Annotated in this window: 15 protein-coding genes; 9 read left to right on the plus strand and 6 right to left on the minus strand. The window is 70.0% G+C overall.

What is annotated here, in order from left to right; translation table 11 throughout:
• The first annotated feature begins 523 nt into the window (after positions 1–523).
• Positions 524–1,195, plus strand: a complete 672-nt coding sequence (locus LDL49_RS35570) for a lytic polysaccharide monooxygenase auxiliary activity family 9 protein (RefSeq protein WP_225297863.1) — start codon at positions 524–526, stop codon at positions 1,193–1,195.
• An 84-nt stretch (positions 1,196–1,279) separates the two neighbouring features.
• On the opposite strand, the gene LDL49_RS35575 is transcribed toward LDL49_RS35570, so the two are convergent.
• A complete protein-coding gene (locus LDL49_RS35575) occupies positions 1,280–2,032 on the minus strand; it encodes an NUDIX hydrolase (protein WP_225297865.1) in 753 nt (250 codons plus the stop codon).
• A gap of 246 nt (positions 2,033–2,278) precedes the next feature.
• Between LDL49_RS35575 and LDL49_RS35580 the strand changes: the two genes are divergently transcribed.
• Positions 2,279–2,899 (plus strand): pentapeptide repeat-containing protein, encoded by a 621-nt coding sequence (locus tag LDL49_RS35580; protein WP_225297867.1) that lies wholly within the window; start codon positions 2,279–2,281, stop codon positions 2,897–2,899.
• Positions 2,900–2,986: 87 nt separating this feature from the next.
• Here the strand turns inward: LDL49_RS35580 and LDL49_RS35585 are convergent, their stop codons facing one another.
• Complete coding sequence (locus LDL49_RS35585) at positions 2,987–3,265, minus strand: hypothetical protein (protein ID WP_225297869.1); 279 nt, start codon at positions 3,263–3,265, stop codon at positions 2,987–2,989.
• 493 nt (positions 3,266–3,758) lie between these two features.
• On the opposite strand from LDL49_RS35585, the gene LDL49_RS35590 reads away from it, so the two are divergent.
• The 7 genes from LDL49_RS35590 to LDL49_RS35620 all read left to right on the plus strand — a co-directional run bounded on the left by LDL49_RS35590 (position 3,759) and on the right by LDL49_RS35620 (position 13,917).
• Complete coding sequence (locus LDL49_RS35590) at positions 3,759–3,920, plus strand: hypothetical protein (protein WP_225297871.1); 162 nt, start codon at positions 3,759–3,761, stop codon at positions 3,918–3,920.
• 26 nt (positions 3,921–3,946) lie between these two features.
• A complete protein-coding gene (locus LDL49_RS35595; RefSeq protein ID WP_225297872.1) occupies positions 3,947–10,093 on the plus strand; it encodes an RHS repeat domain-containing protein in 6,147 nt (2,048 codons plus the stop codon).
• 175 nt (positions 10,094–10,268) lie between these two features.
• Entirely contained in the window at positions 10,269–10,907 is a 639-nt protein-coding gene (locus LDL49_RS35600; RefSeq protein ID WP_225297874.1) for an NAD(P)-dependent oxidoreductase, read from the plus strand.
• A gap of 99 nt (positions 10,908–11,006) precedes the next feature.
• Positions 11,007–11,438 (plus strand): MarR family winged helix-turn-helix transcriptional regulator, encoded by a 432-nt coding sequence (locus tag LDL49_RS35605; protein WP_225297876.1) that lies wholly within the window; start codon positions 11,007–11,009, stop codon positions 11,436–11,438.
• Positions 11,439–11,490: 52 nt separating this feature from the next.
• The gene (locus LDL49_RS35610; RefSeq protein ID WP_225297879.1) at positions 11,491–11,838 is read left to right on the plus strand and encodes an ester cyclase; all 348 of its coding nucleotides are present in this window, start codon (positions 11,491–11,493) and stop codon (positions 11,836–11,838) included.
• A gap of 56 nt (positions 11,839–11,894) precedes the next feature.
• Positions 11,895–12,317 carry a hypothetical protein gene (locus LDL49_RS35615; protein ID WP_225297881.1) on the plus strand — a complete coding sequence of 141 codons (423 nt, stop codon included), beginning with the start codon at positions 11,895–11,897 and terminating at the stop codon, positions 12,315–12,317.
• Between the two features lie 175 nt (positions 12,318–12,492).
• Positions 12,493–13,917, plus strand: coding sequence for a dihydrolipoyl dehydrogenase family protein (locus LDL49_RS35620; RefSeq protein WP_225297883.1), 1,425 nt, complete (start codon positions 12,493–12,495; stop codon positions 13,915–13,917).
• A gap of 109 nt (positions 13,918–14,026) precedes the next feature.
• On the opposite strand, the gene LDL49_RS35625 is transcribed toward LDL49_RS35620, so the two are convergent.
• The 4 genes from LDL49_RS35625 to LDL49_RS35640 all read right to left on the minus strand — a co-directional run.
• Complete coding sequence (locus tag LDL49_RS35625) at positions 14,027–15,046, minus strand: hypothetical protein (protein ID WP_225297885.1); 1,020 nt, start codon at positions 15,044–15,046, stop codon at positions 14,027–14,029.
• A 13-nt stretch (positions 15,047–15,059) separates the two neighbouring features.
• Positions 15,060–16,007 (minus strand): fatty acid desaturase family protein, encoded by a 948-nt coding sequence (locus LDL49_RS35630; RefSeq protein WP_225297887.1) that lies wholly within the window; start codon positions 16,005–16,007, stop codon positions 15,060–15,062.
• Between the two features lie 400 nt (positions 16,008–16,407).
• Positions 16,408–17,595, minus strand: a complete 1,188-nt coding sequence (locus LDL49_RS35635; protein WP_225297890.1) for an acetate/propionate family kinase — start codon at positions 17,593–17,595, stop codon at positions 16,408–16,410.
• Positions 17,571–18,550: phosphoketolase family protein (locus tag LDL49_RS35640; protein WP_504854019.1), on the minus strand; the 980-nt coding region annotated here is incomplete at its 5' end. The genes LDL49_RS35635 and LDL49_RS35640, both read right to left, overlap by 25 nt.

The raw sequence follows: 18,550 nt of genomic DNA on the forward strand, positions 1-18,550 counted from the left end.
TATTGGGAGCGCTCCCAAAGCCGACTCTAGGCCACCGCTCCGCCATTCCCCCGCCCGCTCGCCACCCCACTCCGGCCCGTCTGCGACACCAGCGGAAACAGCCGAGAACGGGTGAAACTTTCACGTGGCACTTCCGGCGACTCCAGGCCGTTCGCCACGGCACGAACAATTTTGGCCACGCTTTTTTCGGACGTGGCCATTGTCGATGGAGTCACCTCTGATAAAAGGAAAACTTGCGGAAGATAATCAGCAGAGGACACCCATAAAGCTTTGCATGACGCTTCTTGGCGAGGGCGCGTCGTTCGGCGGCTGAAACTTTCACCGAGCTCGTGACATCACCGGCTCGACCCCGGCCCCGCCTTTCCGCTGCTCGCCCCCCGAAGCGACTGCGGCACGCCTGCGGCGGCACCATATTGACTCTCCCTTGTCATTGTCTTCACTTATGCAGTCATCTACCGTCGCCGCCATGCAGGAGCGCTCCTCCCAATAACCGCGACCCCCACCGGAAAACGGAGACCGCACCATGCCCCACGCCCGAGTCCGTACACCGCGCTGGGCGCTCCGCGCCCTGGCCCTGCTGCTGTTCGCGGCGGCGCTCTACGCCATCACGCCGGCCGGCACCGCTTCAGCGCATGGATCCGTCGTCGACCCGGCATCCCGCAACTACGGTTGCTGGCTGCGCTGGGGCAGCGACTTCCAGAACCCCGCCATGCAGCAGAAAGACCCCATGTGCTGGCAGGCATGGCAGGACAACACGAACGCCATGTGGAACTGGAACGGGCTCTACCGCGACAACGTCGGCGGCAACCACCAGGCGGTCATCCCCAACGGCCAACTGTGCAGCGCTGGCCAGACCCAAGGCGGCCGCTACCGGTCCATGGACACGCCAGGCCCCTGGACCATGACGAACCTCGGCAGTACCTTCAACATCCGCCTGAACGACCAGGCCAGCCATGGCGCCGACTACATCAGGGTCTACATCACCCGCCAGGGCTACAACGCCACGACCACCGCCCTGGGCTGGAACCACCTGGAACTGGTCCGCGAGACCCCCAAGTACGCGCCGAGCCAGACGTACATGATCAATAACCTGACCTCGGGCGGACGCACCGGCCGCCACGTCATCTACACGATCTGGAAAGCCTCGCACATGGACCAGACGTACTACATCTGCAGCGACGTCAACTTCACCTGAGCCCTCCACCTCCGCCGGGTGCCGCCACGGGGTGCGGCCGGGAATGACGGCAACGGCCCGTGGCCTCCGACGTGGTGGCGGGTTCTAGGAGCCCGAGCTGACGTACTGGCGGAGGAGCGGCCCTAGGTAGTCCACGCACCCGCCCTTGAGGCCTGCCACTTCGGTGGGGGAGCGGACGAAAGCGATCTGCTCCAGTTCCGGATCGCGACCCTGTGCCACTTCGGCGGACGTCAGCGCGGCGAACCGCTCGCGCAGCAGCGATGCCGGCCGGTGCGGGGCCAGGAACACCACACCCACGCTCCCGTTCTCGCCGCGCGTGACCAGCCACAGGGACAGCTCACCCGGCGCTGTGTCGAGGCCGGTCTCCTCGGCCAGTTCCCGAGCGGCGTGCCGGCGGAGGGCAGCCGTATCGAGGCCCGCACCCTCGTCGGGCGGTTCGACCGCTCCACCAGGTAGCTGCCAGCGACCAGGAGTGGCCGTCGACGCCGACATCCGCCCCACCAGCAGGCTCCCACCATCGGTTGCCGGTTGCGCGACGGCGACGAAAAGGGACGGCAGCCACGAGGTGGCCCCCGGAACCAGGCGCAGAGCGCGGTGCCGGTAGGTCGTCCTCGCCCAGGCGAGAACCAAGCTGCCCGGCCCATCCCGATCCAGCCCCGCGCACGCCACCACTGGCCCATCGAAGAGACAGGGGTTGGCCTGGACCGCCTCCTCCCACAGGCGATCCATGGCCACCCGCTCGGCAGGTGGCACCAGCGGCGCGACGTCCTCGATCAGGCGGAGCCGGCGGACTTCCAGAAGACCGGCCTCGCCAGGCCGCGGCAATGGCTCGTTCACCGGCTCATGCTGGCACATCCCGACCGACAACACCGGCGGCGCTCACCGGGCGCGAAGAAGTCCCCCCGCCGGTCTTCCCGGCCGGCCGGCGCGGCGGATTCTGTCGGTGGCGCGTGGGAGGCTCGCGGGACGCGGAAGGAGGGCTTACGTGGAAGCCCGCACAGACGGTCCGATGGGCTGGACGGCCGAGCAGGCCGAGGTAGGGGAGCTGCCCGTGGTGGTCGTCGAGCAGACGGAGGCCGCCCGATGACGGCCGACCGCAAGCGCGGCCGGTCGGCGTCCTCGACCACCACGGCGGTCCGCTCGGCCGACTGGGACGGTCGCGAGCTGGTCCAGGAGACCTACCACCAGGTCCTGTTCGTTGACGTGGACATGACGGAGCTGACCAACACCGGATCCGTCTTCGAGGAGTGCACGTTCAGCAACGTCCGCTTCAACGTGTCCGTGCACGAGGACGCGATGTTCCTCAACTGCACGTTCTCGCGGTCCTCGTTCTTCGACGCGACGTTCAAGGGGTGCAAGCTGACGGGCAGTATGTTCGACGGCTGCTCCTACGGGCTGCTGAAGGTCGAGGGCGGCGACTGGTCGTTCACCGGCCTGCCCGGCGCCGACCTGCGGGGGAGTGCCTTCCACGGGGTACGGCTGCGCGAGGCCGACCTATCGGGCGCCCGGCTGGAGAAGGCCGAGGTGTTACGGAGCGATCTTTCCGGGGCTCTGCTTCACGGAGCCGACCTCACGGGCTGCGATCTGCGGGGCAGCGATCTGTCCGACCTGGACCCGTCGACGGTCACGCTGAAGAAGGCGATCATCGACTCCTTCCAGGCGACCGTCGTGGCCACCGCACTGGGCTTCGACGTCCGTGCTTGACGCGCGCTCCTGAGATGCGTCTCGGGATCGTGCCGCAGGGAGTGCGCGACACCGGGTGGTGGGGCCGGGCATGACGGGGAATGTCGCCTAGGTCAAGCGGCAGTTGTCCCCGGACAGGTCCCCGTTCCACGAGAAGACGCTGGGGCAGGAGTAGGTGCCCTGGGCTTCACCGAACCTGATGAGGACGGTGACCTGGTAGAAGCCGGAGCCGCTGCACACCCAGCCGGTCAACTTGTAGGAGTCGCCGTTCGACGTGCGGGCGCCGGAAAAGCACTCGTGTGATCCGTCCGCGCGGGCCGGGGCCGCGATCAGGCCCACGACCAGCAGAGCGGCGCCGGCTGTGGCGGCGAGGCGTTTGAGGGGCATGCTCTGAACGTAGAAGCGATCCGCGAGGGTGGCCTAGATGCGGTTTGCCATCGGGAGGCGTGGATTCTTCACAGCGCGAGCGGTGCGGTCGCACGACTGCTCGAGAGATCGCCGGCCGAGGAAGTCGTCCACGACGCAGTGCGGCCATCGTCGTCTACTGCGAGGGCGGCCTCACCGAGCGGATGACCGCGGAGACCCGGAATCCCCGAAGGTCCGCGTCGCTCCGGAACCCCTGGCCGTGGCCGTCGACGACAGCCACATGAGCGTCCGCTGAAAGTGTCCGGTCAATGGCCGGTTAATTGCCTGGTCCCGTGCTCCTCCTGAGCGCAGACTCTCGCTCGTAGATCGTCGGCGGGCGGCGAGGCGGGCAGCCCCTGGAGGAGGCGGCATGTACTGGTGGTTTCTTGCTCCGCTGGTCGCGGGGTTGATCGTCATTCCGAGCGGCTCATGGCTACCCCCAGGTCAGCGCCGCAAAGGCCTACGTCCGGACTACTTGACCACATCGCCACAGGACGTGCCCGGGGCTCCGGGTGCGGTCAGCGCCGAACTGTTCCACTGCCGGGCCGGTCGGGGCGACCTGTTCGACTCACGCGATCGGGCCTGCGAGGGCCAGACGCTCGACCGCTCCCTCGGCTCCGTCATCACCGGGGCCTGAGCCCGTACGGGAAAGGGAATCCACTCATGCGCGGCAACACGTGGAGACTGTCGCTCGCGGCGGTCCTGAGCTGCATGTTCCTGGTGCCGGTGGCGATCACGCAGGCGGCGGCCCCGGCGGCCGCCGCCGGGCCGGTGAAGCCGAGCGAGCCGGACAAGGTGAAGGCGGTGGGCGGCAAGGCGTTCGCGGCGCCCGCCGCCCGGCCCGACCCCGAGGCGGCGTCCGCCCGCAAGCTCGCGGCGAAGGCCTCCTGGCCCGCCGCGGGCACGGCGGAGGTGGCGCTGACGGCCAAGACCCAGGCCGGCTCGCTGCCCGTCTGGGTGGCGCCGGTCGGGCGGCAGGGGCCGGGGCGGGTGAAGGTCGAGGCCCGATCGGCCGGGGACGGCCTGCTGGTGTCCGTACGGCGTACCGACGGCAAGACCGGGACCGGGCCGGTGACCGTGACGGTCGACTACTCCGCCTTCCATGACGCCTACGGCGGCGACTGGGCGTCCCGATTACGGCTCGTCTCCCAGGGGAGCGTGCCCGTCACGGACGTACGCAATTCCCAGGGGAGCGCGCCCGTCACGGACGTACGCAATGATCTCAAGGCGGCCACGGTGTCGGCGAACGTGCTGGTCGGCGACGCGGCCGGTACGTTCGCGCTGACCGCCGACGACAAGGGCTCCACCGGCGACTACAAGGCGACCTCGCTGGCGCCGTCCGGCACGTGGCAGGTCGCGACGCAGGCGGGGGGATTCTCCTGGTCCTACCCCATGCGTACACCGCCGGTGCCGGGCGGCCTGGTGCCCGATCTGTCGGCCGTCTATTCCTCGAGTGGGGTGGACGGGCGCACCGCGTCCACGAACAACCAGCCGTCCTGGGTGGGTGAGGGCTGGACCCTGTCGCCCGGCTTCGTCGAGCGCTCCTACAAGGCCTGCTCGGACGACCTGGGCGGCAACAACGCCCAGACCAAGACCGGCGACCTGTGCTGGGAGACCGAGAACGCCACCCTGTCGCTCGGCGGGCACTCCGGCCGGATGATCGTGGAGAACGGCGTGTGGCGGCCCCAGCACGACGACGGCACCCGGGTCGAGCACGTGATCACCGGAGACGCGGAGCTCAACGGGGACGACAACGGCGAGTACTGGAAGGTCACGACCACCGACGGCACCCAGTACTTCTTCGGCAGGAACCGGCTGCCCGAATGGTCGGCGGGGAAAAGCACCACGCAGTCGGTCTGGACCGTGCCGGTCTACGGCAACGACACCGACGAGCCGTGCAACAAGGCCACGTTCGCGGCCTCGGCGTGCCGGCAGGGCTACCGCTGGAACCTGGACTACGTCGTGGACGCGCACGGCAACTCGCTGAGCTACTTCTACGACTCGGAGACCAACCGGTACGCCCAGAACCTCGGCGCCTCGACCGGGACCTACACGCGTGGCGGTACGCTGGCGCGCATCGAGTACGGAACCCGCACCGGCCAGGAGTACGCGGGCCCGGCGCCCGCCCGGGTCACCTTCGAGCGGGCCGACCGCTGCGCCACCCAGAACTGCGCCACGCACGACGCCGTGACCTGGCCGGACGTCCCCTGGGACGCCGACTGCGCCGCGGCCCCGTGCGGGACCCGCTACGCGCCCACGTTCTGGTCCACCAAACGCTTGGCCAAAGTGATCACCGAAGTCTCCACGGGCGGCGGCGACTACCGCGGCGTCGACCAGTGGGAGCTCACCCCCGCCTACCCGCCCACCGGCGACGGCACCACACCGGCGCTGTGGCTCAACGGCATCACTCACACCGGCCTGGACGGCGGCGCCCCGATCGCGCTGCCCGCGGTGACGTTCGACGGCACGATGATGGCCAACCGGGTCAACACACCGACGGACGGCTACCCCAAACTCAACAAACCGCGCATCACCACTATCACCAGCGAGGCAGGCGGCGCGATCAACGTCACCTACGCGCCGCCCGACTGCGCCCCCGGCGCCCTGCCGGTCCCCGAGACCAACACCAAGCGCTGCTTCCCGGTGCGGTGGGCGCTGCCGCCGGCGACCACGCCGATCAACGACTGGTTCCACAAGTACGTGGTGTCCAAGGTCGTCCAGGACGATCTCGTGTCCGACACCAAGGACATGGTGACCAGCTACGCCTACGACACCGTCAAGGGCGGCGCCTGGGCCTATGACGACAACCCGCTCATCGCCGTGGACAAGCGCACCTGGTCCGAATGGCGAGGCTACGAGAAGGTCGTGGTACGCAAGGGCGACCCGGCCAACGACGAGAACAAGCCCGAGTCCAAGACCCAATACCAGTACTTCCGGGGCATGAACGGCGACCGGCTCAACGCCTCCGGCGGCGCCAAGCAGGTGGACGTCACCGACTCCACCGGCGCGAAACTGGCCGACGACGAGCCGCTGTCCGGCTTCGTACGCGAGCAGATCACCTACGACGGCGCCAACGAGTCCACCGGCACGATCAACGACCCGTGGACCAGGCTCACCGCCACCCAGGGCAGCCGCAAGGCGTACCAGGTGGAGACCGCGCGCGCGGTCACCCGCGAACGGCGGACCACCGGCGACTACCGGGTCACCCGCGTGGAGACCACCTACGACGAGTACGGCAACGCCAAGCAGGTCAACGACCTGGGCGACGTGAGCGGGCCGGGCGACGACCGGTGCACCACCACGACGTACGCGCGCGACACCGCGTCGATGCTGGTCAGCCTGCCGAGCCGGACCACCGTCGTGGGCGTGGCCTGCGGTACGGCCCCGTCGTACCCTGGTGACGCCATCTCCGACACGCGGCTGTCGTATGACGGCAAGGGCTTCGGCGAGGAGCCGGTCCACGGGGACGTGACGAAGACCGAGGTCGCCAAGTCCTACGCCGGCGACACGCCCGCGTACCTGGTGAGCAGGACCGGAACGTTCGACGGCTACGGCCGGGTCAAGGAGGCCCGCGACGCGCTCGCCCGCACGACCACCACGGCGTACACCGACGTCAACGGGCTGAACACCGGTACAAAGGTGACCAACCCGCTCGGCCACGAGGTGAACACCACGATCGATCCGGCGCAGGGCCAGCCCGTCCGCGTCCAGGACGCCGACGGACGGATCACCTCTCTGAGCTACGACGCGCTCGGCCGGCTGGTGAAGGTGTGGAAGCCGGGCCGTACTGAGGCGGCCGGCGACAGCCCGCACATGCTCTACGAGTACGGGGTGCGCCGCAGCGGCGGCCCGAGCTGGGTGCGCACCAGCACGCTGCGGGCCAACGGCAACCACGTCTCCTCATACACGCTGTTCGACGGCTTCCTGCGGCCCCGCCAGACGCAGGACCCCAGTCCGGTGGGGGGCAGGGTGCTGACCGACACGCTGTACGACTCGCGAGGCCTGGTCAGCGTGTCCCGGGCGCCGTACTACACCACGGGCGCCGCCGGGACCACGATGTACACGGCGAACGCCGGAGAGGTGCCCACCGCGACCGTCAACACCTATGACGGCGTGGAACGGCCGACCGCGGCCATCTACCTGAAGCTCAACGTCGAGCAGTGGCGCACCACGACGTCCTACAGCGCCGACTGGATCAGCGTGATCCCGCCCCAGGGCGGCACGGCGACCACCAAGTGGATCGACGCCCGCGACCGGCTGACCGCGCTGGTGCAGTACCACGGCAGGACCCTCACCAACCCCTCCGACGTCACCCGGTACGGCTACTCCAAGCGGGGCGACCTGACGAAGATCACCGATCCGGCGGGGAACGTGTGGCGCTACACCTACGACGTGCTCGGCCGCAGGCTCACCTCGGACGATCCGGACAAGGGCGCCTCCACGATGACCTACGACGACGCCGGGCAGCTCAGCAGCGCCACGGACGCGCGCGGCAAGACCGTGGTGCCGCTGTACGACGACCTCGGGCGCGTGGTGGAGACCCGGCTGGGCTCGCGGACCGGGACACTCCTGACGAAGGCGGTGTACGACACGCTGTCCAAGGGTTCCCTGACCTCCTCGACCCGGTACCTGAACGATCACCCGTACGTGACGTCCGCCACCGGCTACGACGCGGCCGGACTCCTGACGGGGACGACGGTGACCATCCCGCCGGAGGACCAGGACTTCGCCGGGACCTACACCACGTCCATGACCTACAACGACGACGGCACCCCGCGGACCAAGACCCTGCCCCAGCTCGCCGACCTGCCCGCCGAGACGCTGACCTACGACTACGACGACCAGGGCCGTCCCGACACGCTGACCGGCGACCTGACCTACGTCACCGACACCGAGTACAACGAACTGGGCGAACGGGCCCAACTGGAGCTCGGCGCCGACGGCAAGCGGCTGTGGCAGACCACGTACTACGAGGAAGGCACCCGGCGGGTCACCGAGACGCTCACCGAACGCGAGAAGGCCGACGGCGTCATGGTCAACGACCTGACCTACGCCTACACCCCGAACGGCGAGGTCACGAGGATCACCGACCGCACCGCGGGGTCGGCGGCCGACACCCAGTGCTTCGCCTACGACTACCTGCGCCGGGTGACCTCGGCGTGGACCGCGACGGACAACTGCCAGGCCACCCCGTCCGCCTCCGTCATCGGCGGCCCGGCGCCTTACTGGCAGCAGTTCGGCTACGACCTGACCGGCAACCGGCAGACCAAGACCGTCAAGGGGCTGGGCGGGGTTGCGGACGCTACCAGCACGTACACCTACCCGAACCCCGGCGACAACGTCGATCGGCCGCACGCGGTGACCGCGATCACCACCGGATCCACCGCCACCGCCTACGGCTACGACGACGCCGGGAACACCAAGACCCGGCCCGGCCAGACTTTGAACTGGGACGAACAGGGCATGCTGGCCTCGGTGACCTCCGGATCGGCCACCACGTCGTACGTCTACGACGGCCAGGGCCGGCAGCTCATCCGCCGCGACCCGGGCTCGGCGACGCTGTTCACCGGTGACGGCGAGATCCGGCTGAACACCGCGACAGGGGTCAAGACCGGCACCCGGTACTACGACCGCCTCGGCGCCCGCACCGCCGCCGGGTTCACCTGGACGGTGGCCGACCATCACGGCACCTCCCAGACCGCCATCGACGCCACCACGCTCGCCGCGACCTCTCGCCGCGTGGACCTGTTCGGCACTCCACGCGGCACGACGGCGAACTGGCCCGCGGGCGAGCGCGGCTTCGTCGGCGGCGCGTCGAACCCGGCGACGGGGCTGACCCGGCTGGGCGCCCGCGAGTACGACCCCGCGACCGGCAGGTTCCTCTCGGTCGACCCGGTCATCGACCCCTTCGACCCCCAGCAGATGAACGCCTACGCCTACGCCGACAACAGCCCGGCCACCATGAGCGACCCCGACGGGCTGTTCCTCACCGAAGGCGACTACGGCTATGTCGACGCCGGCGTGTACCACCCCAAGAGCCCGCCGCCGAAGCCGAAGATGGGGCCTCCCATCCTCGACATCAGTGGAGGTAAGTCCGACCGGACGATACGGCCCATCTGTCAGCTCAAGCCCTCGGTGTGCCGGGGACCGAACGCGCTGCCGCCGTACCTGCCTTACAGCCCGGCGGCTCCCCAGCCCGAATGGGTGCCGCCCAAGCACATACCCGTGCCGAAAGGCTCGGATCCCGACTTCCGCGACAAGGCGATCGTCTGCAACGGCGGGAAATGCGCGCACTACTGGTTCAGCCCCACCTCGGGCGACTTCGTCATCGACTCCTGCAACGACTACTGCGTCCTGGAGGAGGCCGAGGTCGCCAGTGACAAGAAGTGGGCGGCGGACCTCAAGGAGTTCAAGGAGCACGTGGGCACGGACCAGGTGTCGCTGTCGATCTGTCTGGGCGCGGCGCTTCAGGTCTTCGTCGAAGTGGGCGGCGAGGCGTGCGTGGCCATCGACGACACCGGGATCGGCTTCTCGGCCGGGGTCAAGGTCGGCGTCGGGCTCGGCGTGGGCGCGAACGCCAACGTGTCGGTCAAGGGCTCCAATGCCAACGTCGCCAACCAGGGCGGCACGGGGAGCTATGTCATGCCACGGAGTCCAAGCCTTGGGGTGGGCAAGGTCGATATCGGCACAGAGTGGTACAAGGGTGACGGAAGCTCGGCCGGCTCGACCTCCGTCGGCGTAGGGCCATCGGTGGGCTTCGGATTCGGGCCCAATGTCGGCAGATCATGGGCGACCTCGGGTTACTGGTAGTTCTTGCGGCCCTCACGGGGCAGAAGCGCTTAACCGTGCTCGACCGCGCAGTCCCGCGGTCGAGCACAGGGCGCCGGACCTCGCCCAAGCGCCGTACGCATCCTGGCGATGCCTCGCTCCGATTTGACGGGTGAGTGGGTGTTCACTCACTATGGGCGGGAGCCGAGGAGGCCCCATGAAGTTGACGATCTTCGGAGCTACCGGAGGTACCGGAATCGAGCTGCTTCGCCAGGCGCTCGCCGCCGGGCATGAGGTGACCGCGGTGGTCCGCGACCCCCGGCGGCTGCCCGCCGACCTGCCGTCCGGCCTCGACATCGTCCAGGCCGACCTGATGGACCCGGACGCCATCGCGCCGGCCGTCAGGGACCGCGACGCCGTACTGTCCGCGATGGGTCCCGGCGGTCGGGGGCCCACCACGGTGTGCTCCGACAGCATCAGCGCGATCGCCACGGCGATGGCGCGAGGCCGTACGCGGCGCCTGCTCATGACCAGCGCCAGTGGTCTGGTGGCCGACGCGGGCGACGGGGTGTTCACCCGCTATGTGCTCAAGCCGCTCTTCGTGCAGCGGCTCCTGAAGCACTCCTACGCCGACCTCCGGGAGGCCGAGCGGCGGCTGCGCGCGACGAACCTCGACTGGACCATCGTGCGGCCGAGCCGCCTGACCGACCGCGGGCTGACGGGCCGTTACCGCACGGCGTGGGACACCAACATCAAGGGCGGCCTCAGTACGACCCGCGCCGACACGGCCCACTGCCTGCTCGCACTGGCGGCGGATCCCGCATCCGTGCACCACGCCGTTTCGGTGGCCTCTTGACGGCTCATACTCTTGATGACATCAAGAGTTGTTGATAGAAAGAGCGGAGGCGATCGCCTTCCAGGAGGGGTGGGCGCGCCGACAGCAGAAAGATCGCGTGTGGAGACTCCAGAAGACAGGTTCTTCCGCGAGTTGGGCGGTGCCTGCGCTGAGACGCGCCAGGCGTTCGCGCGGCATGTGGGGATGAGCTCGCCCAGACTGCAGCTGCTGATGCGGCTGTGGAGGAACGGGGAGACCAGTCACAGCGACCTGCGTCAGGGCCTGTCCCTCGACGGGGCGAGCGTCACCCGGCTGATCAAAGAGTTCGAGGCCGAGGGACTGGTCAGCCGTCGCATCGATCCGGCGGACAACCGCTACACCCTGGCCAGCCTGACATCCACCGGCGAACGGGCGGCCGCCGACCTCGAGCGGTCTCACCAGGCGTACCAGGTGCGGCTGCTCGACGGCATCAGCGCGCACGAGCGGGAAATCGTGCTGCGCGCCCTGGAGCGCCTGCGCGCCAACATGGCCCGCATCGACCCGGTCGGCTGATGGCCGGTCACACCCACCAGAACCCGCGATACCCCCAGGAAAGAGAAAGCAGATGACCGACGACGTGCGAGCTATCGGGCAGCGCATGTACGAGGCGTTCAACACCCATGACTTCGGGGCCGCCGAGACGATCTTCGCGCCGGATTTCGTCAGCCACCCGTTGGGCACCACCGGAGCCGAGAGCGTCGTCCGAGCGTGGACGCGGTTCCACGAGAGGTTCCCCGAGGTTCAGGTGATCGTCGAGGACATGCTCGTCGACGGGGACAAGGCCGCCGTCCGCACGACCCTGCACGGGCTCCCGGCCGGTGCCGTCGAGCAGTCTCCACCGACGATGCTGGAGATCTTCCGGGTGCGTGACGGCCGCATCGCCGAACTGTGGGGCCTGTCCGCGCTGAGGTGATCCGCCGCGCGACGGGATACCCGCATGAGAGGGCGGTGTTGGGGCAGCAGGATGAGGTGAACCCCGCACGGTACGACCCCGCGAACCTGGAACGTCTCATCCGTCAAGAGTTAACCAACGCGGGGTTCACCGTCGAGCCCCCGAAGTCGCCCAGGTCGAACGGGCCATCCGGGGGGCCGTCGGGGGAAGGCGGCCTCAGCCTCCGGCGCGAGCCCGGTCGCGGTGTGGTCGTCTCGTGGGAGGCGTCTCCCGATCTCGCCAAGGCCGACATGGTGAAGTACGAGACCATCCGCACCGCCGTACAGCTCGCCCTGCGCACGATCCTCGCGCAGGCCGGATTCCAGGTGGTCGGCGACTTCGGCGGCAACGAGATGCTCGTCATCGCCGACCCCCTCGGCACGACGCCCGAGGACCATTGGCCGCCCGGACCGGTACCTGAGCGGACCCGCCCGAGCGAGTCGGCCCCGGGACAGAACTGACCCGGCGCTCCCGGCACCCTGCGACCGCCGGTACGAAACCGGCAAGAGCCCCCAGCCCGGGCAGCCAGGCGAAACCGGTCCGTCAGTGCCTCCCCTTGGCGAAGGGGGAAGGGACCGGTGGGAGACTGCTGGTGAGAGCCGCGGTAGCGGGGCGAGCGTTACGGGAGAGGTAGGCATGACCGACGAGTTCGACGTCATAGTGATCGGCGCCGGCCCCGCCGGCGAGAACGCCGCGGCCAGAGCCGTGCGCGGCGGTCTGACCGCCGCCATCGTGGAGGACCGCCTGGCCGGTGGCGAATGCTCCTACTGGGCCTGCATCCCGAGCAAGGCGCTGCTGCGCCCGATAGACCTGGCGGCCGAGGTGGGGCGAGTGCCCGGTATGTCGCTCGGTCCGCTCGAGGTGAGCAAGGTGCTCGCCCGGCGTGACGAGGCCGTGTCGCACTACAACGACTCGGGGCAGGTCGAGTGGATCAAGAACGTGCCCATCGAGTTCGTCCGGGGCCGGGGGCGGCTCGACGGGGTCAAGCGGGTTCTAGTGACCACGCAAGACGGGCAGGAGACCACCGAACGAGTGCTGACCGCGCGGCACGCCGTCGTGCTGGCCACCGGGAGCACCGCGCTGGTCCCCCCGGTGCCGGGGCTGGCCGAGGCGAAGCCCTGGACGAGCCACGAGGTCACGGCCGCCCAGGCGGTGCCGGAGCGGCTGGTCGTGATCGGGGGCGGGGTGGTCGCCTGTGAGATGGCCCAGGCCATGCACGGGCTCGGCGCGCGGCAGACCACGGTCCTCGTACGCGGCGGGTCGCTGCTGGCCAAGATGGAGCCGTTCGCCGGTGAGCTGCTGGCCGAGTCGTTCGCCGACGCCGGGATCGACGTGCGGACCCGCACGGACGTCCTACGCGTCGAGCGGCCGGAGCCCGGTGGCAAGGTGACCGTGCACCTGTCCGACGGTCCGCCCCTGGAGGCCGACGAGCTGCTGGTGGCCACCGGCCGGGTGCCCGCCACCGCCGGTCTCGGGCTCGAGACGGTCGGCCTGGCAGGTGGCCGGTCGGTCGAGGTGGACGACAGCATGCGGGCGACGGACGTCGAGGGCGGCTGGCTGTACGCGATCGGTGACGTCAACGGCCGCGCCCTGCTCACGCACATGGGCAAGTACCAGGCGCGGATCTGCGGCGACGTCATCGCGGCGCGCGCCAACGGGGGCGACGACACGCTTCCCGCGATGCGCGACATCGCGGACGGGTACGGGGCGCCGCAGGTGGTGTTCACCGACCCGCAGATCTGTGCGGTGGGCCTCACCGAGGCCGCCGCCCGCAAGGCCGGATTCCCGGTGCGGGTGGTCGAATACGACCTGGCCAAGGTCACGGGGGCCTACCTCCTCGGCGACGGCTATCGCGGCCGGGCCAACGCGGTCGTGGACGAGGAGCGGCGGGTGCTGCTGGGCGTCACGTTCGCCGGTTCCGCGGTGGCCGAGCTGCTGCACGCGGCGACCATCGCGGTCACCGCCGAGGTGCCGCTCGACCGGCTCTGGCACGCCGTCCCATCGTTCCCCACGGTCAGCGAGATCTGGCTCCGCCTCTTGGAGGAGGGCTTGGGCCTCTGACGCGAGTGCCGCCGGGCGATCAGGCGCGTGCGCTGGGCGATCAGGTGCGGCTCGGCCTGACACGAGCGAGCCCGTACAGGTTGGCCGGGCGCGGGCGGGCCGGTGCGGGTCAGGCGGGGGCGAGGGTTTCGGCGGTGCGCCACAGGCCGGGTAGCGCGTCCAGTACGCGCTGCCCGCGCCGCCGCCGGTCCGCGGACGTCTCGGCGCCGAGGTCCGCCAGCAACGCGCGGAACCCCTCCTCGTAGGGCGCCGTGGGCGCCCCCGCCAGCGACAGCTTCTTCAGGCACCGGGCGTACGTCGCCACCAGCCAGAACACCGCCTCCCGGTGCAGGCCGCGCGCGATGAGCTCCCGGCTGCCGTCGATCGACAGCGGCCGGGCCGCCTCGCTGATGTCCGACGAGAACGGGTACGACGCGGCCCGGACGTCCTTGGCCGCGTCGAACACCCGTTCCAGCACATCCAGGTGCCCCGCCACGCGCGCCGCCCCCAGCCCGCCGCACCCGAGCAGCTCCAGCAGCGCCTCGTGCCGGTCGAGCATCCCGTGTACGGCCAGCAGCTCCCGCACGGCCTCGTAGCGGCGGCGGACGGTGGGGTTGCGCAGCCCGGCCACGAGCAGCACATGGGTCGTGACCCCGGTGCCGAACAGCCACGACATCACCTGGCCGACCGGCGCCGCCGCCTCGTCCGCACCGGCGATCCCGCGGCGCACCACGTCCATCGCCGCGCCGCACCGCCGCAGCACCCGCCGCCGGTCTGCGAACTCGCGGGCCACCACCTCGTGCAGCGCGGCCAGCCGCCCGCCCGGATCGGCCAGCACCCCGGGCAGGTGGAAGCTGCCCGCCAGGTGGTAGTCGCCCAGGACGTCCTCCGCCGACGCCAGCCGCTCGCCCGACATATACGAAATTTCCAGCAAGACGCCTTCGTACCGCAGCTTGCCGGGCTTGACGGACGGCTCCGCGGCGTCCAGCACCACCATCACGTCCACATCGGAGCTGGTGGCCAGGACCGCGTCCGCCGGCGACCACAACACCGAGCCGGTCAGGAACGCCCCGCCGAAGCCGGGCAGCCCGGAGCCCACCTCGGCCACCCACCGCCGCGCGATCTCCCTGGCCACCCGGATCCGCGTCACCGCCCGGCGCGCCTCAGCCCCGGCGAGCGCGCAGCGGCGCGCCCACCTCGTGCAGGTGCTTCATCGCCTGGCCCCAGGAGGCCAGCAGCCCGCACTCCACGTACGCCACCCCCAGCGACTCGCAGTGCTCCCGCACCAGCGGTTGCGCCTTGCGCAGGTTGGGGGTCGGCATGCCGGGGAACAGGTGGTGCTCGATCTGGTAGTTGAGGCCGCCCAGCGCCGTGTTGACCACGCGTCCGCCGCGCACGTTCCGGGAGGTGAGCACCTGGCGGCGCAGGAAGTCCAGCTCATCCTCGGCGGTGAGGACCGGCATGCCCTTGTGGTTGGGGGCGAACGTGCACCCCAGGTAGACGCCGAAGAACGCCTGGTGCACCAGCAGGAAGACCACTGCCTTGCCCACCGGCAGGACCGCGAACACGCCGCCCAGGTAGATGACGAAGTGCGCGAGCAGCAGCAGCCCTTCGGCCATCCGGTTCTTGAGGGAATCGCGGCGCAGCGCCCGGACGCTGGAGATGTGCAGGTTGAGCCCCTCCAGCGTCAGCAGCGGGAAGAACAGGAACGCCTGCCAGCGGCCGATGAGCCTGGGCAGTCCCCGGCTGGCCTCGGCCTGCTTGATCGACCAGAGCAGGACGTCGGGCGCGACGTCGGGGTCGTGGTCCTCGTGGTTGGGGTTGGCGTGGTGGCGCGTGTGCTTGTCCTGCCACCACCCGTAGCTGAGCCCGATGCCGAGGTTGCCGACGAGCAGTCCCGCGATCGCGCTGTTACGCCGGGACGGGAACACCTGCCCGTGGGCCAGGTCGTGGGCGAGCAGGGCCACCTGGCCGAACGTCACCGCCTGGAACACCGCGACCAGAATCTGCCACCACGAGTCGCCGACCAGGGCGAACGCCACCCAGCCCGCCGCGAAGAGGCCCGTCACCACGCTGATCCGCGTGGCGTAGTAGACGGGTCGCCGTTCCATGAGGCCTGCCTGGGCCACCCGGCGTGACAGGCGGGCGAAGTCGCTCCCCCTCTCTTCCGATGCCGATGCCGATGCCGAGGCCGTGGCGGCGCGAGTAGTGCTCACGTCAGTCACAGATTCTCCGATGCTCCAGACTCGATTCCCGATCGTTCACCATCAGCATTTCGGGATAACCGTGATCGCGAAGTCCTGCTGTCACCCGTCTTCGAGGTAGGGCTGGCCCTACCTCTCGGAACCGGTCGAGGTCAGAGGATACGCTCTGTGGCCGCGACGGGTTCCGCTCTGCGGGAGTTCGGCGAGCGTGTCGCGGCGCACCGGCGGGAGCGGCACGTCCCCTGCTGCCCGGAGGATGACCGCCGGCTGGACGGCGAATGCGGAGAAAAGCCCCCGCCTCCGCCGGTCACACGTGGATCAGCGCGAGTGTCTGCCGGGCGATCTCCCATTCCTCGTCGGTGGGCACGACCAGCACGGCCACCTCCGACTCCGGCGTGGACACCCGCCGCTCGCCCGTCTCGTCGGCCTCGTTGCGCGTGGGGTCGAGGGCGATGCCGAGGCGGTGCAGCCCGTCCAGCGCGGCGGCCCGGGTGGCCGGGTCGTGCTCGCCGACGCCGCCCGTGAAGACGATCGCGTCCACCCGGCCGAGCAGCGCGTAGTAGGCCCCGATGTACTTCTTGATCCGGCGGCTGTAGATGTCCAGCGCGAGCCGCGCCCGCTCGTCGCCTTCGCGGGCCCGTCGCCGTACCTCGCGCATGTCGCCGGTGCCGGCGAGCGCGAGCAGACCGCTCCGGCGCGACAGCTCCTCCTCCGCCCGCACGATGTCCATCCCGCCCGCGCGGGCCAGGTAGCCGGTCAGCGCCGGGTCCACGTCCCCTGAGCGGGTGCCCATGACCAGCCCCTCCAGCGGCGTGAGCCCCATGGAGGTGTCGACGCTGCGGCCGCCCTCGATCGCGGTCGCGCTCGCGCCGTTGCCGAGGTGCAGCACGATCAGGTTCGTCCGCGCCGGATCGCGATCCAGCAGCTCGGCGGCCCGCGCCGACACGTACGCGCAGGAGGTGCCGTGGAAGCCGTAGCGCCGCACGCCCAGCCGGTCATGCCAGTCGCGGGGCACGGCGTAGGTGTACGCCTCGGGCGGCAGCGTCCGGTGGAAGGCGGTGTCGAACACCGCCACCTGCGGCACATCGGGAAAGGCCTCGCGGGCCACCCGGATGCCGGTGAGGTTCACCGGATTGTGCAGGGGCGCGAGCGGTGAGAGGTCCTCGATGGCGCTGATCACGCCGTCGTCCACCAGCACCGCCTCCTGGAAGCGGGTCCCGCCGTGCACGACCCGATGCCCCACCGCCACCGGTTTCAGCGCGGGCCCCGCCTCGTCGAAGGCGGCCAGCATGGAGGCCAGCCCCGCCGCGTGGTCGCCGAAGCGCTCCTTCCGCTCGTAGGGCGGGTCGTCCCCGGTGCGGTGGATCAACCGGCCCTCCTTGTCGCCGATCCGCTCCACCAGCCCCCTGGCCGGCCGCTCGCGCGACTCGACGTCCACCAGCTCGTACTTGATGGAGGAGGAGCCGGTGTTCAGGACGAGAATCTGTCCGGCCATGTCCACTCCCGGATCTCGGGCGCGTCCTCGCCGTGCTCACGGGTGTGGGCGCGGGCGCGCAGGCGGGCGTCGGTCATCCGCTGGCGGAGGTGGGCCTGGGCGGAGCCGAGTCCCGGGGTGCGGTCGATGACGTCGGTGACCAGATGGTAGCGGTCGATGTCGTTGAGCATGGCCATGTCGAAGGGTGTGGTGGTGGTGCCCTCCTCCTTGTAGCCGCGGACGTGCAGGTGGGCGTGGCCGTGGCGGCGGTAGGTGAGGCGGTGGATGAGCGCGGGATAGCCGTGGAAGTTGAAGATGACGGGCTTGTCGGTGGTGAACAGGGTGTCGTATTCGTTGTCCGGGAGGCCGTGCGGGTGCTCCGACGGCGGTTGCAGGCGCATCAGGTCGACGACGTTGATGACGCGGACGCGTAGTTCGGGCAGGTGCTCGCGGAGCAGGGCGGTGGCGGCCAGGGTTTCCAGGGTGGGGATGTCACCGGCGCAGGCGAGCACGACGTCGGGGTCGGTGCCCTCGTCGGTGGAGGCCCAGGGCAGGATGCCCAGGCCGCGGGTGCAGTGGGCGATGGCCTGGTCCATGGTGAACAGGTCCAGGATCGGCTGCTTGCCGGCCACGATGACGTTGACGTAGTCGCGTGAGCGCAGGCAGTGGTCGCCGACCGACAGCAGGGTGTTGGCGTCGGGCGGCAGGTAGAGGCGCACCACGGACGCCTTCTTGTTGATCACGACGTCCAGGAAGCCGGGGTCTTGGTGGGAGAAGCCGTTGTGGTCCTGGCGCCAGACGTGTGAGGACAGCAGGTAGGTGAGCGAGGCGACGGGCCGCCGCCAGGGGATCTTCTGGGAGGACTCCAGCCATTTGGCGTGCTGGTTGAACATGGCGTCGATGATGTGGATGAACGCCTCGTAGCAGTTGAACAGGCCGTGCCGCCCGGTCAGCAGGTAGCCCTCCAGCCAGCCCT

This window comes from Nonomuraea aurantiaca, from assembly GCF_020215705.1.
GTDB lineage: Bacteria > Actinomycetota > Actinomycetes > Streptosporangiales > Streptosporangiaceae > Nonomuraea > Nonomuraea aurantiaca.

What these genes read in the sequence shown, in the direction of transcription:
- LDL49_RS35635 (WP_225297890.1), bottom strand. Translation starts at nt 17,595, where the DNA reads ATGGCCGGACAGATTCTCGTCCTGAACACCGGCTCCTCCTCCATCAAG.
- LDL49_RS35620 (WP_225297883.1), top strand. Translation starts at nt 12,493, where the DNA reads ATGACCGACGAGTTCGACGTCATAGTGATCGGCGCCGGCCCCGCCGGC.
- LDL49_RS35585 (WP_225297869.1), bottom strand. Translation starts at nt 3,265, where the DNA reads ATGCCCCTCAAACGCCTCGCCGCCACAGCCGGCGCCGCTCTGCTGGTC.
- LDL49_RS35570 (WP_225297863.1), top strand. Translation starts at nt 524, where the DNA reads ATGCCCCACGCCCGAGTCCGTACACCGCGCTGGGCGCTCCGCGCCCTG.
- LDL49_RS35580 (WP_225297867.1), top strand. Translation starts at nt 2,279, where the DNA reads ATGACGGCCGACCGCAAGCGCGGCCGGTCGGCGTCCTCGACCACCACG.
- LDL49_RS35610 (WP_225297879.1), top strand. Translation starts at nt 11,491, where the DNA reads ATGACCGACGACGTGCGAGCTATCGGGCAGCGCATGTACGAGGCGTTC.
- LDL49_RS35630 (WP_225297887.1), bottom strand. Translation starts at nt 16,007, where the DNA reads ATGGAACGGCGACCCGTCTACTACGCCACGCGGATCAGCGTGGTGACG.
- LDL49_RS35600 (WP_225297874.1), top strand. Translation starts at nt 10,269, where the DNA reads ATGAAGTTGACGATCTTCGGAGCTACCGGAGGTACCGGAATCGAGCTG.
- LDL49_RS35595 (WP_225297872.1), top strand. Translation starts at nt 3,947, where the DNA reads ATGCGCGGCAACACGTGGAGACTGTCGCTCGCGGCGGTCCTGAGCTGC.